The organism is Serratia sp. FGI94 (assembly GCF_000330865.1).
In the GTDB taxonomy this organism is placed as follows: Bacteria; Pseudomonadota; Gammaproteobacteria; order Enterobacterales; family Enterobacteriaceae; genus Serratia_B; species Serratia_B rubidaea.
This window is the reverse complement of record NC_020064.1, coordinates 4,127,840-4,141,480: the sequence shown is the minus strand read 5'-3', so window position 1 is coordinate 4,141,480 and position 13,641 is coordinate 4,127,840. Positions and strand designations below refer to the sequence as shown.

Here is a 13,641-nt window from a genome sequence, read left to right as displayed (position 1 = left end):
GAGCGATTTTTTTTCCGGCGACCCGCCGCACGACGGCGGCGTGGTTCGTCAGGCGTGTATATTGAGCTGCTTCAGGCGGTGGTAGAGCGTGCGGCGCGGGATGCCCAGTTCGTGCACCACGTCGTCGATGCGGTGGTCGTGGCGGTGCAGACAGTCGTGGATCAGGCTGCGTTCGATGCGTTTGAGACGCTCCTTCAGCAGCACCGCGCCGCTCTCCTGCGGCAGCGCCTGGTTGAGCGGCGGCAGGCCGAGGATAAAGCGTTCGGCCGCCGCCTTCAGCTCGCGCAGATTGCCGGGCCAGCAGTGCAGCAGCAGCGCCTCGTCCAGCGCGGTGCTGCGCGGCGGGTGCGGCATGCCGAGCCGCAGCGCCGACTCGATGGCAAAGCGGCGGAACAGCGGAATAATCAGTTCGGGGCGCGAGCGCAGCGTGGGCGTCTCCAGCTTGATGGTGTTCAGGCGGAAACAGAGATCGCGGCGGAAACGGCCCGCCTCCACCAGTTGCTCCAGCGGCGTCTGCGCGGCGACGATCACCCGCAGGTGCAGGCTGATGGGTTTGGTGCTGCCGAGGCGCGTAATGGTGCGGGTTTCCAGCACGCGCAGCAGTTTGGCCTGCACCGTCAGCGGCATGCTGTCGATTTCATCGAGGAACAAAATGCCGTTGTTCGCCGTTTCGAGATAGCCGGCGCGAGCGTGGCTGGCGCCGGTGTAGGCGCCGGCCTCAACGCCGAACAGCTCGCTTTCCGCCAGGCTTTCCGGGATGGCGCCGCAGTTAACGGGGACAAACGGCCCGTTGCCGCCTGACAGCTCATAGATGCGCCGGGCCAGCGTATCTTTGCCGGTGCCGGTTTCCCCTTCGAGCAGGACATCCACGTGCAGCGGGGCGACGATTTTGGTTAACTTATGCAGATAGCCGTGGATATCGTCGGGCGGCGGCGCGTCTGAGGCAGACGCGTGTGAGGCGTGACGTTCCCTGGCGCAATCGGCCGGTGCCCGCACGGGCATTCTGGAATCAACAGGCTTAACCATAACTTCTCCGATTATTCTAAACCAGCGCAGAGCCAGCAGGTTTACGCTGGTTTAATTGTTGAGCTTCCTGAATCTTTTTTGACGACGCAAGACTGACAAAACATTACAAAGTATTAGCGTTTGGTTACTTTCCTCTATTGCCTTCCCTGACAGCTATCAGTCCAGGATGATTGTTCAGTAGTCTTTTTCCTGCTTCTTGTAGTCTTTTCCCTACAGCGGTGCGGCAATGCCCGCTGGCGCGCCGCTTGTGCGCGCGTCCCCGCCACCACTGCGCTGTCAGATGAATTTTTTATGTCTGCGCCCTGCGTCACGTCGAAATCCGGCAAAGATGGAACCTGCGCGGCGGTAATGACACTCAGCTAGCGAGCCTCAGCCCGTTGAACGTCATAAATGTCAGGAAATTGTAAGTGTGTTCTGGCGGGGATAGCTCGATACTTTTGCGGAGTTAATGATTAACCGGAGGTCTTATGAACGCGAGGTTGACTGGCAGTATGGCTGGAGAACGGAACGTCCGCGCGCCCGTAACGGGCGGCGCCGGTTGGATGCAGAACAGAGGAGGGTAACCTGATGACACTCAATATATCCGGTTCAGGCGGCACCCCGCCGCTGGTGGGGCAGCTGATTGAAAACGCCAGTGAAAGCATAGAAAAACTTGAACAGGCCGTCTCGCTGTCGCAGCAAAACGGGGCGGTGAAATTCAGCAATGGCGGCAACGCGGAACTGATGCCGCAGATGACGGCGCGTGAGGGGGCGGCGCAGCCTGCGCAGCAGGACGGGCTGATGCAGAAACTGCTGATGCTGCTCGGCCTGCAGCAGCTGTTGGGCGGCGGCCAGACGCAGCCGGCCGAGCAGACGTCACGCCAGCCGGAAAACAGTGCGCCGGCCGGGCAGTCGTCGTCATCGGGCGGCGTGGGCGGCGTGATCCAACAGGTGATGCAGATGATGCAGCAGCTGATGCAGATGATCCAGCAGGTGATGGGCGGTAAAGGCGCGCAGGGCGCTGACGGCGTGCAGAACGGCCAGAATGGGCAGCCGGCAACGTCGGCCCGCAGCCAGCCGGAGGCGCCGGCATCCGGCGGGCAGTCTCAGGGCGGCGTGAACGGCCTGGTCCAGCAGCTGATGCAGATGATGCAGCAACTGATGCAGATCATGCAGCAGCTGGCGGGCGGCGGGCAGAAGAGCGCGACGTCGGGCGAGGGCGGCAATGCGGAGTCTAACAGCGCCGCTCAGCCGGCACAGCAGCAGGGCGGCAACATGCTGAGTAAACTGCTGGGGCCGTTGCTGCAGATGGTCGGGCTGGACGCGTTGATGTCGAAACTGGGCGGCACGCAGAACAACGGAGGCTAACGTTATGGTGAGCAATATCTCCGGCCAGGGGGTGTTTCCCCGTCAGGCCGGCCAATCGCTGGAGAACCCGGCAGAGGGCCTGAGTGAAACGCTGCAGACGCCGCAGCTGCGCATCGGGACGGTGAATTTCGGCAATGCGCCGGCGCAGCAGGCGGAGCAGCCGGAAGCGATGCCGCAGAGCGGCGGCCTGTTCCAGCAGTTGCTGATGCTGATCGGGCTGCAGTCGCTGCTGCAAAGCCCGCAGGCGGATATGTCGGCGATGTTTGGCGGTCAGGAAGGCGTCAGCGAGACGGAAAAGGACACCAGCGTGCCGCCGACCGATGACAACCTGCAGGGGCGGCCGGCTGGCGATACCCGCAGCGCGCAGGAGATTATCGACGCCAACCCGGTGCTGAAGAACCTCGGCGACCAGAAGGATATCAAGCGCGACGAGCTGAAAAAGCGCTTTGGCGACTGGACCGAGGATAACCCGGATCCGGCCAGCCGCGCCGACGCTGCTTACAATATGGCGCGGGTGCTGAACAGCATCAAGGGACTGAACAACCGCGAGGGCGGCTCGCGCGGCGATTTGGCGGACAACGGCAAGATTGACGGCATCACCAAAGACGGCGACGCCCGCCACGGCACCGAAGCCGGCGTACTGAAAGATATCGCCGAGCAGGGGCTGAAGGCCTTGCCGAGCAACGGTAATCTGCCGCAGACCAACGACAGCCACGTCCGGCTGGACGGCACCAACAAGGATAACTTCCAGTGGGCGATGGGCGAGATCGGCAAGGCGCTGTCCAATATTCCGATCCTGAAATCCGTGCTGGCGCCGATGTTCAACAATATGGGCGAAGCCCGTGGTCTGGGGGATGTGTTTACCGGCGCGCTGAAGGGGATTGGCGAAGGGGCGATGAGCGCCGCCCGCGGCCCGGTCGGCTGGGCGGTGACGGCCGCGACGGATACCGCGCAGATCGTGATAGATAATGTGAAAAATAAGAAATAAGTCGTTAAGGCACCGGGGAAAATGCCCCTGTACGGCAACGTGCAGGGGCTTTTTTGGGCGTGCGTCAGGCCGGCAGTTCGCCCTGACCGGTTTTGATGATATTGGCGAAGTTCAGCACCTTATCGACGTAGGTAGCGTCACCGGTGCCGGTTTTGGAGATATCGCTCAGATCGTTGAGGTTGACGTTGTTCGGGCCGGAATTGTAGGCGCGCAGCGCCGCGCCCATATTGCCGTCAAAGGCGTTCAGCTGCTCCTTCATGTACAGCGCGCCGGCCATAATGTTATCCCGAGGGCTGTTCGGGTCGGCGTCCGGCCCCAGCAGGTCGGGGTTTTTGCGCTGCAGATCGGCAAAGGTATTGCTGTTGACCTGCATCAGCCCGCTGTCCTGCAGGCCGTTGCCGCCGTTCACCGTGCTGGCGCCCAGGCTGCCGCGCGACTCCTGCCAGATTTGCGCCGCCAGCACCTCCGCCGGCACGCCGGTTTTATCGGCGGCATTCTGGATATCGTCTTGATACGGTTTCAGCGACTCAGGCAGATGCAGACTGCCGGACGCGCCGGAGGTGGACGTGGTGCTTTCCGTCGCGCCGCTTGCCGGTTGCTGGCTGGTTTGCTCCGGCGCGGTCTGCGGGGTAACGCCCGGCGTTGACGAGCTGCCCTGCTGCGGCGTCTGCGCGCCGCCGTTCTGGCCGTTGGACAGTAGCTGCTGCGCCAGCTGCATAAACTGCGGCATGATCTGGTTGAACAGCATTTGCAGCAGGGTGGTGGAAATGGCGCTTTGCAGCTGCTGCTGGATATCGCCGCCGCCGAGCAGGCTGTCCATGTCGGTGCCTTGGGCACCGCCGTAGCTGATCGGCAGCGGCGCGCCGCCGTCTGAGGCGTTGAGCACGGATTTCTGCGACAGATTGTCGCTCAGGTTACTGAAGTCTCCGTTCTGCCCGAAGGGCTGCGGGACCGGGTTGGATGATACAGAGAGCATCGGTGTCTCCTTGCTGCGGGTGGGTATCGTGGTTGAGTGGCCGCCGTGGGACGCGGGTTCCCGCCCGGCGGGGCGTCAGGCCTTGCCGAAGGTGACGTCCAGCGTCATGGCGTCGGTATGGCGCATCGGGTTCTGGCCCTCCGGCAGTCGGTCATCGTCCGGATGCATATAGGTCATGCCGGTGCCGAGCGTGTCGGTCATAAACTGGCCGCCCTTGCGCATGGTGTCGCTGGAGCCGTCGTAGTAGCCGGCAATGGTTTTATTGCCGGCGGAATCGGTGCTGACAATATCTGCCGGTGCGCGGTCGGCAATGCTCTGCCGATCGCCGATTTCAAATCCCTGATGGTCGGTGGCGTGGATGGCGGCGTTGCGGCCGTCGATATCGCTGGTATTGACGAAGCCGTTATAGAACTCCAGGCGGCTGGCGTCGTCCCGGTAGTTGCCGTCGGCGTCAGCCTGTTTCAGCAGGCCGGTAAAGTCGTTCTGATAACGCATCTGGCCGCTTTCCCCGGGCTTCAGGGTGATCTCGCCAACCAGCTGATTGTGCTGATCAAACTGGCCGATATTGATGTCGTGATCCTGCGTATTGGTGATATTGAAGGCGCGCGGCCCGCTGCCGGCCGACGGGCCGCCGGCTCCGTTGGTGGAAGATGACTGTGTCACCGGCGTGGCGGCGTGGTCGTTATTCAGCGCCGCTGCGTCGTTGCCGGATGAGGGCGAGGTTGCGGAGGCGTTGGTATTGTGCGGCGTCGTTTCCTGCGCGCCGCCGCTCTGGCCCTGCATCATTCGCGACAGCTCCGCCATCAGCTGGTTTATCAGCGTGCTGACCAGCTGGCTGAGGGGATCGTCGGGGTTGGATTGCCCGTCGGTCGGCGTCGACGAGGCGCCGGTCAGTGGCGCGCCGAAATTGACGCTGTGCCCGGAACCCGGCGTGGCGAACTGCACCGCGCCGCCGGAAGCGGCCTGCTGGGAGAAGTCGGCGGAGGTCCAGGCATCATCCGCGGCCGGAGCGCCCGGCCATCCCGTGCCTGGGCGGTAGAGGGAAGAGATGTCGACAGACATGATGAGATCCTCGGGTTGGTAAATAGCCATAGTGAGTGGCGGCAAACCGGGGGCGGGTTCCCTAGGCGGGTTGAAACTGTGGGGGATATCTCAGGGCGACGCCGTGTCGGCGGATAGGCGTGAGGCCGCAGAGCGTATCTGCGGCAGGATGGTTGCCGGGCCGATGCCGGTCGTGCGCTTAGGCGTTGATAAACTCGGCGATCGCCGCAGGCACGCTGGGGCGGCCGTTTTCCAGACAGGTGGCGACGAAGGTGGCGTCGGCGTAGACCTGGCCGTTAACCCGGATCTGCTGCACAAAGTTCACCCGGTTGCGCTTATCGTTTTTCGCCAGTTCGCAGGTGACTTCCATCTTGTCGCCCTTGGTCAGGCTTTTGCGAAAGCGCAGGCTGTATTCCAGCACCATATACAGCCGCCCCTGCTTAAATTCCTCTTCGATATCGATGCCCAGCGCCTCTTTCATAAAGGCGTGACGGGTCCATTCCATATAGAAGGGGTAGTAAAGGCCGTCAACCACGCCCTGAAAATCGATATGTTTTTCGTCAACGTCATAATTTTTTATGTACATGGAATAATCCCTTGGTGTTCGTGATGTTGGTAATTTTGCTCACAAATTAAATCACGATTGGGCATCGGCGTTAAGCAAACTTCACCTTATTTCATGCTATTGACGGTGACGGACAGGGGCTGTGCCAGCGCGGCGGAAAGCCGCGCGTCATACAAGGTAATGTGGGGCGTCAGCTTTTCTTCACAAACTCGGACTTCAGTTTCATCTGGCCGAAACCGTCAATTTTGCCGTCGACAGTGCGATCCTCTGTGAGCTGATGGGCGCTTTCTACGTAGGGTATCTCCCGTCAGGATGAGCAGCTAGTCATTAAGCGTGAGCGCTATGTATTGATATTATTTGTCGCCAGCCGATATTTTCGGTGGATTGCCAGCAGAAAACTCACCCATTATTTTTATATGTAACTTGCGCGTTAATTTTTATGTTCGCATGTGTCTGTGAGGAAAATCACCAATAAAGGATTTTTCTTGTATTTGCTGTTATTTGTCTAGGGTTTTTCCTGTAATCATTCTCAACTTGTCACTCTTTTATCATTCTGTGATATTTTCACTTCCATTTTCTGATTGTTTTTTGGAACGCTATGGCTCGCTGGTGCTTGGTTTGTCCCCTATTATGATTTTTACGAACGGGAAGTCGGGTACGTACCGGTAATATTTATTTTGTCAATTGGTTTTGTGAGTCTCATTTGTTTTTTAAATAAGTTGTCTGTATGGAATGGGCAGTGCGGATTTCCAAAATCATGCTGACGTTTTAGAACGCGATGTATTTGAAAACCTGTCTTAGTCAGGTGTGCATAACAATGGTTTCAGCGACCTGATGGGCCTTGGTTGACGGTTATGGACGGTAGTTTTGTCAACTATAACAATGTGGCGGGGAGTGCGTTGGGTTGGCGGTTGAGGGGATTTGAGCATGATTTCGGTCGCGACCTGCTGATGAGGGCTTCTTCCTGGCATACCGATGTGCGCATTTATTTGGTGAGTGTATTTACTATGATGCCAGAATGAATGTGGTCAATATTCGTTATCAGCGCGTAGGAGTAACGTATCGCCACGGCTGAAGGTCACCGTGCTTGATGGGATGCAGGCGCCATCATAATAAAAAATTATCCGTAATATAGTACGTATTCAACGTGATATTACTCTCCCGCAATCAATAAACATAGTGATTGCCCATTGGATTTAATGGACATTAATCCCGATAATATACCGAGAATGATTATGCAAAGTAAAAATATCTATGTGACGCAGCCCTATTTGCCGGACTTGAAAGAGTTTATCCCTTACATGGAAAGTATTTGGGACAATAAAATACTGACTAACGGTGGGCCGATGCATGAGCGTCTTGAAAAAGAATTATGCGATTACCTGGGGGTGAATGAGGTAGCGTTATTTAATAACGGAACGATCGCTCTCCTGACGGCGCTGCAGGCGTTAAGAATCACCGGTGAAGTGATTACTACACCCTACTCATTTGTCGCCACGGCACACTCGCTGTTGTGGAACGGCATAAAGCCTATTTTTGTTGATATTGACCCCGTTACGCTAAATATGGATCCGGATAGCATTGAGGCGGCGATCACTCCACAAACCACGGCCATTATGCCGGTGCACTGCTACGGTAATCCTTGCGATGTGGATAAGATTCAACGGATAGCGGATAATTATAATCTTCGGGTGATTTATGATGCTGCGCACGCTTTTGGCGTTAATGATGCGGGGGGCAGCGTGTTGCGTCACGGTGACCTGAGCACTATCAGCTTCCATGCGACAAAAGTGTTCAATACGTTTGAAGGCGGCGCAATTATCTGCCCGGATAAAAAGACCAAGACCCGGATTAATAATCTGAAGAACTTCGGCATTGTTGATGAAACTACCGTTGTTGCTCCGGGAATCAACGGAAAGATGAGTGAGATTAACGCCGCATTTGGGCTGCTGCAGCTCAAGCATGTTGATAGCGCGATTGCCAGAAGAAAAGAGATCGATATGTATTACCGGGAGGCGTTAGCCGGGGTTGACGGTATTACTCTTATTGCACCGACCGGACAGCTGCGCGCCAATTACTCATATTTTCCTATTTTGATTGAAGACGATTTCAGAATGGATCGTGAAGCACTATATAGCTTCCTGAAAGCGCGGGATATTTTCTCTCGTCGTTATTTTTTTCCGTTGATCAGCGAGTTCCCGATGTATCGAGGAATGCCGTCATCGGCCAAAGAGAATTTGCCGATGGCGAATAACGTGGCCAGGCGTGTGTTATGCCTTCCTATTTATCCAGACTTAAGTCATAGCGATCAGACGCGAATCATCTCATTAATCAAGGGGTAAAGGATGACAGGTTTAATCAATGGAGCGGATGAGCGGTATGGAAAATCAGCGTAAAATCGTCCATCTGTGTCCTGACGATAAGTTTATTGATAATGCTATCAGGATGTTTGAGGACGCGTTCCCGCAAGAGAATATTGTCTGCGTTTATACGAAAGGGCGTCCGGCTAACTATGTCAAAAACGGCATAGACTATCACGTTGGCGTGAAGGACGTCCTGTTGGGCATTAATAACGGTGTGATGAACCATGCCCGGATCGTGGTGGTTCACTCGCTGAGTAGCGCATGGTATCGGACTCTTGAGCGCTTGGCCAAAAATGTCCCCATTATATGGTTGGGCTGGGGGGCGGATTACTATGATATTATTTCTCCTCATTGCGGGATGCTGCTCGATCAAACCGCTGAGCTTGAAGGCAGAATACGGTCAGGGAAAAATAAAACGATTAAGGCGTATATTCAGCTGTTGTTTGATTCGAGGTACCGCAAGGTCAAGGTCATCGAGCGTATCAATTATTTTGTCCCGGTGATACCTAACGAGTACGACACGTTAAAATCAGCGAGGAAGTGGAGGGCGTTTCCTGCTCAGGCCGATTGGAACTACAGTCCTACTGGTCAGGAACTGGCGGATTATGTCAAGGCTCATGGCGTGGCAGAAGAAATGGGGCGCGATATCCTGCTCGGCAATAGTGCCACCAGTTCTAATAATCATATTGAAACATTTGATATTATTGAAGGTTTTAATTTCTCCGGGCGGAAGTTGGTGGTGCCGCTGAGCTACGGGGATGCGCAGTATGGACGTGAAATAAAGCATATTGGTGAGGCGCGCTTTGGTGAGGGGTTTGATGCGCTAATTGACTATATGCCCATTGATACTTACATGAAAAAGATAGCGCGATGCGGGTTTGTCGTTATGAACCACGTGCGGCAACAGGCCGTCGGTAATATTATCATTATGCTTTATATGGGGGCTAAAGTATTTCTGAGAGCCGAAAACCCGACGTATCGCTATTTCAAATCGATCGGCTTGACCCTGTTTTCTGTACAGGACATGGCAACAGATCCCTCTCATTTTGATACGCGGCTTACGTCAGAAGAGGTCATAAAAAATCGTATAATTCTCGACAGGTTTTGGTCAAATCATGCTTTGCTTGAAAAAACAAAGATATTGATAGCGACGGCTGCCGGCCCAGGGGCGATACGGTGAACGCTAAAAAAATCTCTGCATTTGCTGTGGGGCCCGTAGGCGCGGCGCTGCTTGGTGTTATCACACTGCCATTGATGACCTGGCTGTATTCTACGGAGGATATAGGGCGAATCGGCATACTCAATATTGCCATATCATTTGTCGTGCTGCTGTTTGGTTTAGGGTTGGATCAAGCTTATGTCAGGCAGTACCATGAGGAAACGGTGAAGCCCGCGTTGCTAAAACTATCTCTGCTTCCTGGGCTGCTGCTTTTGCTGGCGATCTTCATTCTTTTATTTTTTACCCCGTTAAGCTTGTCTTCCGTTCTCTTTGATCTTCATGACCCTGCGGTTGGCACGCTCTGTGCGTTGATACTGCTGGCGTGTTTTGTCTCTCGCTTTTTATCACTGGTTTTGCGCATGCAGGAACGAGGGGGGGCCTACTCTCTCAGCCAGGCGCTGCCGAAGTTAATGATATTGATGGTTATCGGCTACTTTTCGCTGGCGTATCGCCAGCATGACTTTATTCAGCTGATGCTGGCCAATACCGTTGGATACTGCAGCGTCTTATTGATTTTACTCTGGTCGACCAGGCATGACTGGCTGCCGGCGCTCAAAGAAAGGTTTGATTACGGCAAGTTGCTGGGGATGCTGAAGTTTGGGTTTCCTCTGATTTTAGGCAGCCTGGCATTTTGGGGAATAACCGCCATGGATCGCGTTTTCCTCAGGGCATTTTCGACTTTTGAGCAACTGGCGGTATTTACCGTTGCCGCCAGTTTCTCCAGCGCGGCAAGTATTGTACAGAGCGTGTTTTCTACCGTTTGGGCGCCGATGGTTTATAAAATTGCCGATGATAAAGCGCAGGGGATTAACCTGGTAAATACCGTCTCTAAATATATGCTGATGGTCGTTGTCACTTTTTTCTGTCTTGGAGGGCTTTTCTCCTGGGTTGTGGATTGGTTTTTGCCTGAAAACTATCGGGAAGTTAAATATATTGTTATCGCCTGCCTGGGGTTTCCACTGCTATATACCCTGTCTGAGGTGACCGTCGTCGGCATCGGCATTAGTCGCAGAACGGTGTATTCAATGCTGGCCTCATTGTTGGCCCTGCTGGCTAACTTAGGGGTCAATGCATATATGGTGCCCAGGTTTGGCGCGGCTGGCGCTGCTGTCAGTACGTGTTTTACCTTCTGGTTATTTTTAATCCTCCGGACCGAATTTTCTATCATTAGCTGGAATACATTCCCCAGAATGGAGATGTACCTGTTTAGCGGCTTGTGCGTGGTGGGCGCGTCTCTGGGCGCGCTGTTTGGCGATGCCATACGCAGCGAGTTGATTGGCTACTGGCTATTGTTGCTGGTTTTATTCATGGTCAGAAATTGGCGTCTTATGGTGACTACGGTGAAAAAATACCACCTGATTTAAATCAGCGTCGGGTTTATTGTCGGGAAGATGACATTCTTAACTTCCCTTGGTCGGGATAAGCTTTTGGATATGGACGTAAGCATAAAAATGAAGAGTCAGACTTATAATATTGCCGCTACAAGGAAGTTTGAATTTTATCACGCGCTTTATATTGAGAGCATGCTGGCGAAATTCTACGAAAGGGTATACTTCGCCGTCATTACGCTGCAGCTTATTTTAGGCATCGTGATCATTTTCATTGGCCATCAGTCGGGGGGGGCCGGTGTTTTGTTGCTTGCATTGGTCACAGTGATGATGGTCGTCAATCCACAGAGGAGATCGCTGAAGGCGAGACGCCGAGAAGCGCAGTATGTCGATATGATCGCCCTGATAGACACGTACAGTGATGATGAGCTAAGTGCCCATATTTGTGCGATTACCCGGGGCAACGCCTGTGGGCGAGGGCTGGTTGAAAAAGCTGCCTATCTGCAGGCCGCCCACTACTTCGGAGCCACGGAGCTTGCCGCTGACGTTAAGAGGCAGCTTGGCTGTACCGATAAACTGGTTGCGTCACTTGCCGGCGGGCTTCCTTTATAGGTAGCCCGCATAGCAGTTGGTCAATGTACGTATGCTAACGATGTTGTTATGCAATACCGATGTAAACCGGCCTTTTATGGCCGGTTTTTTTTCGTCTGTTCAGCGGCATATCGGTGATTTTTACAGTCGTTAGTTTTTCTTCACAAACTCGGACTTCAGTTTCATCTGGCCGAAACCGTCAATTTTGCAGTCGATATTGTGGTCGCCTTCCACCAGGCGGATGCTTTTCACGCGGGTGCCGATTTTCAGCGTGGATGAGCTGCCTTTCACCTTCAGGTCTTTAATCACCGTTACCGCATCGCCGTCGGCCAGCAGATTGCCGTTGGCGTCTTTCACTACCAGCGCATCGTTATCGGCTGCGGGTTCGGCGTCGTTCCATTCGTGCGCACATTCCGGGCAGACATACAGGCCGTTATCGACATAGGTGTATTCTGACTGACATTGCGGGCAGGCTGGGAGTTGCATAGTTATGGCCTCAATTTTGGTTAATAACAAGTCTAATCAAGATGTTAATCGGGGACTTCCCCTGCGCCGCCGCTATCGGGTTCGGCAGCGGGCGATAATGTGTCTGATGGTAACATTAAATGTGCATGACATTATAATGTTATTGGGATTATCATGCCCGATTGAAAGATAACCGAGAGCCAGACAACGTCATGACGGAACCGATCCGCCCGGCGGCGATTGCCCAGGTTTTACCGCACCGTTACCCCTTTCAACTGATCGATCTGGTGCTGTCGGATCCGCATGAAATGGCGCAGGGGCGGGTGAGAGCGCTGAAAAGTATCAGTGCCAACGATGCCTTACTGCAGGGCGGCGTGCTGACCGCGGGCTGTTTTCCTTCCGTATTGCTGCTGGAGGCGCTGGCGCAGGCGGCGGGGATGCTGGTTCATCATCGTCTGACGCTGCTGGAAGCGGGGCAGCCCTGTTATTTCGCCGCGATCCGGCGTGCGCACTTTTACGCAGCGGCCCGGGCCGGCGATCGCCTGCATTTGGATGTTCGTCTACTGCGCCAGCGCCGCAATATGGTGCGCTTTTCCGGCGTGGCGACGGTGGCGGGGAAGCGTCTCTGCGTGGCTGAATTTACCTGCGCCAGCTGATGGGCGCGTATTGTCAGGGGACCCCGTGACTCGCATTGTTGATGAGATTTTGCAAACGCTGCTGGACAGGGATCCGCCAGGGCAGGAGATTCACCGTGAGGTGGATGAATACGGCGATATTATCGTCACCGAACACAAGCAGTATCGCATGCTTCGTTTTGATGAGCTGTATGAGCAGAGCAAGGTGAGCATGCGCTCGCCCGCTTCGCCGATACATCACTATATCAAAGCGATGATGATGGCGATTACCTGGCGGGAAGAGGGCGACGTGCTGCTGCTGGGGTTGGGCGGCGGCAGCCTGCTGCGGGCGCTGCACGCTTACGATCCTGACCGGCGGCTTGATGTGGTGGAACTGCGCTCTCGCGTGCTCGCTGTAGCCCGCAGTTATTTCACGCTGCCGGAGGCCGGCTGCGTGAACTATCACATCGATGACGCCGGTCTCTATCTGCGGCGGGTGCCGACGCGCCGCTACGGGTTTATTTTTTCCGATCTCTATTCGGCGTTCAGCATGTCGCCGCAGCAGGGCACCGAGGCGTTTCTGGAACGCTGCCGCGACGCGCTATGCGACGGCGGCTGGCTGGTGCTCAACTATCTGGAAATGCCGCACAGTCAAACGCTGCTGTACCATGCCCTGTACCGGGTGTTTACCGACGTCTTTTTCTGCGAAACCGGCAGCGGCAACGTGGTGATCTACGCCAGTTACGCAACGAATGCCTACCGGCTGCAGGCGCTACAGACGCAGGCGCTGCGGCTGAGCCGCGACGGCGTGGCGGAGGTGGGCCATCTGGCGCGTTATCTGACGCGGCTGTAGTTTTCTGGCGAAGTTCGGCAGGGATGGTATTATAATTGGATTATCATAATCAGGATGGTAACACCATGGAAAAGAAGACCGCGCGTTTAACCGTTTTGATCGATCCGGAGAAGAAAAAAGCTCTGGAGACGCTCTGCCAGCAGCAAGATGTTACCCCCTCGCAGGTGGTCCGGCAACTGATCCGGGATTATCTGCAAAAACATCACGTTGACTACCCTTCCCAGACCTCTCAGGCCAATCCCAAGGTCGAGACGCGCTGATTGCC

Annotated in this window: 14 protein-coding genes and 1 pseudogene; 9 read left to right on the top strand and 6 right to left on the bottom strand. The window is 55.2% G+C overall.

Annotated features, from left to right (window positions below; all coding sequences use genetic code 11):
- Positions 1–48: 48 nt before the first annotated feature.
- Positions 49–1,002, bottom strand: coding sequence for a sigma 54-interacting transcriptional regulator (locus D781_RS18890; protein ID WP_041411900.1), 954 nt, complete (start codon positions 1,000–1,002; stop codon positions 49–51).
- Between the two features lie 591 nt (positions 1,003–1,593).
- On the opposite strand from D781_RS18890, the gene D781_RS22320 reads away from it, so the two are divergent.
- Both D781_RS22320 and D781_RS18880 read left to right on the top strand, forming a co-directional pair.
- Complete coding sequence (locus D781_RS22320) at positions 1,594–2,373, top strand: hypothetical protein (RefSeq protein ID WP_015673937.1); 780 nt, start codon at positions 1,594–1,596, stop codon at positions 2,371–2,373.
- A gap of 4 nt (positions 2,374–2,377) precedes the next feature.
- Positions 2,378–3,361, top strand: a complete 984-nt coding sequence (locus tag D781_RS18880; RefSeq protein WP_015673936.1) for a hypothetical protein — start codon at positions 2,378–2,380, stop codon at positions 3,359–3,361.
- Between the two features lie 64 nt (positions 3,362–3,425).
- Here D781_RS18880 and D781_RS22315 read toward each other — a convergent pair whose 3' ends face one another.
- The 4 genes and pseudogenes from D781_RS22315 to D781_RS23275 all read right to left on the bottom strand — a co-directional run.
- Positions 3,426–4,337, bottom strand: a complete 912-nt coding sequence (locus D781_RS22315) for a transglycosylase SLT domain-containing protein (protein WP_015673935.1) — start codon at positions 4,335–4,337, stop codon at positions 3,426–3,428.
- 75 nt (positions 4,338–4,412) lie between these two features.
- Complete coding sequence (locus tag D781_RS18870; protein ID WP_015673934.1) at positions 4,413–5,399, bottom strand: hypothetical protein; 987 nt, start codon at positions 5,397–5,399, stop codon at positions 4,413–4,415.
- 178 nt (positions 5,400–5,577) lie between these two features.
- A complete protein-coding gene (locus tag D781_RS18865; protein ID WP_015673933.1) occupies positions 5,578–5,964 on the bottom strand; it encodes an acyl-CoA thioesterase in 387 nt (128 codons plus the stop codon).
- A gap of 169 nt (positions 5,965–6,133) precedes the next feature.
- Positions 6,134–6,220: pseudogene (locus D781_RS23275) on the bottom strand (PhnA domain-containing protein); the annotation flags it as partial.
- 958 nt (positions 6,221–7,178) lie between these two features.
- On the opposite strand from D781_RS23275, the gene D781_RS18860 reads away from it, so the two are divergent.
- From D781_RS18860 to D781_RS18845, 4 genes are all read left to right on the top strand, one after another.
- A complete protein-coding gene (locus tag D781_RS18860; RefSeq protein WP_015673932.1) occupies positions 7,179–8,285 on the top strand; it encodes a DegT/DnrJ/EryC1/StrS family aminotransferase in 1,107 nt (368 codons plus the stop codon).
- A 28-nt stretch (positions 8,286–8,313) separates the two neighbouring features.
- Positions 8,314–9,486 (top strand): TDP-N-acetylfucosamine:lipid II N-acetylfucosaminyltransferase, encoded by a 1,173-nt coding sequence (locus tag D781_RS18855; protein WP_158497490.1) that lies wholly within the window; start codon positions 8,314–8,316, stop codon positions 9,484–9,486.
- A complete protein-coding gene (locus D781_RS18850; protein ID WP_015673930.1) occupies positions 9,483–10,889 on the top strand; it encodes an oligosaccharide flippase family protein in 1,407 nt (468 codons plus the stop codon). Before D781_RS18855 ends, D781_RS18850 begins: the two co-directional genes overlap by 4 nt.
- Positions 10,890–10,952: 63 nt before the next feature.
- Positions 10,953–11,465: a hypothetical protein gene (locus D781_RS18845; protein WP_124014465.1), complete on the top strand. Its 513-nt coding sequence runs from the start codon at positions 10,953–10,955 to the stop codon at positions 11,463–11,465.
- Between the two features lie 129 nt (positions 11,466–11,594).
- On the opposite strand, the gene D781_RS18840 is transcribed toward D781_RS18845, so the two are convergent.
- Positions 11,595–11,930, bottom strand: coding sequence for a zinc ribbon domain-containing protein YjdM (locus tag D781_RS18840; protein WP_015673928.1), 336 nt, complete (start codon positions 11,928–11,930; stop codon positions 11,595–11,597).
- A 191-nt stretch (positions 11,931–12,121) separates the two neighbouring features.
- On the opposite strand from D781_RS18840, the gene D781_RS18835 reads away from it, so the two are divergent.
- The 3 genes from D781_RS18835 to D781_RS18825 all read left to right on the top strand — a co-directional run bounded on the left by D781_RS18835 (position 12,122) and on the right by D781_RS18825 (position 13,636).
- Entirely contained in the window at positions 12,122–12,565 is a 444-nt protein-coding gene (locus D781_RS18835) for a 3-hydroxymyristoyl/3-hydroxydecanoyl-(acyl carrier protein) dehydratase (RefSeq protein WP_015673927.1), read from the top strand.
- 25 nt (positions 12,566–12,590) lie between these two features.
- Entirely contained in the window at positions 12,591–13,376 is a 786-nt protein-coding gene (locus tag D781_RS18830) for a fused MFS/spermidine synthase (RefSeq protein ID WP_015673926.1), read from the top strand.
- 65 nt (positions 13,377–13,441) lie between these two features.
- A complete protein-coding gene (locus D781_RS18825; protein WP_015673925.1) occupies positions 13,442–13,636 on the top strand; it encodes a ribbon-helix-helix protein, CopG family in 195 nt (64 codons plus the stop codon).
- Positions 13,637–13,641 lie beyond the last annotated feature (5 nt).

What these genes read in the sequence shown, in the direction of transcription:
- D781_RS18840 (WP_015673928.1), bottom strand. Translation starts at nt 11,930, where the DNA reads ATGCAACTCCCAGCCTGCCCGCAATGTCAGTCAGAATACACCTATGTC.
- D781_RS18880 (WP_015673936.1), top strand. Translation starts at nt 2,378, where the DNA reads ATGGTGAGCAATATCTCCGGCCAGGGGGTGTTTCCCCGTCAGGCCGGC.
- D781_RS18865 (WP_015673933.1), bottom strand. Translation starts at nt 5,964, where the DNA reads ATGTACATAAAAAATTATGACGTTGACGAAAAACATATCGATTTTCAG.
- D781_RS18825 (WP_015673925.1), top strand. Translation starts at nt 13,442, where the DNA reads ATGGAAAAGAAGACCGCGCGTTTAACCGTTTTGATCGATCCGGAGAAG.
- D781_RS22315 (WP_015673935.1), bottom strand. Translation starts at nt 4,337, where the DNA reads ATGCTCTCTGTATCATCCAACCCGGTCCCGCAGCCCTTCGGGCAGAAC.
- D781_RS18870 (WP_015673934.1), bottom strand. Translation starts at nt 5,399, where the DNA reads ATGTCTGTCGACATCTCTTCCCTCTACCGCCCAGGCACGGGATGGCCG.
- D781_RS18860 (WP_015673932.1), top strand. Translation starts at nt 7,179, where the DNA reads ATGCAAAGTAAAAATATCTATGTGACGCAGCCCTATTTGCCGGACTTG.
- D781_RS18855 (WP_158497490.1), top strand. Translation starts at nt 8,314, where the DNA reads ATGAGCGGTATGGAAAATCAGCGTAAAATCGTCCATCTGTGTCCTGAC.
- D781_RS18835 (WP_015673927.1), top strand. Translation starts at nt 12,122, where the DNA reads ATGACGGAACCGATCCGCCCGGCGGCGATTGCCCAGGTTTTACCGCAC.
- D781_RS22320 (WP_015673937.1), top strand. Translation starts at nt 1,594, where the DNA reads ATGACACTCAATATATCCGGTTCAGGCGGCACCCCGCCGCTGGTGGGG.
- D781_RS18890 (WP_041411900.1), bottom strand. Translation starts at nt 1,002, where the DNA reads ATGCCCGTGCGGGCACCGGCCGATTGCGCCAGGGAACGTCACGCCTCA.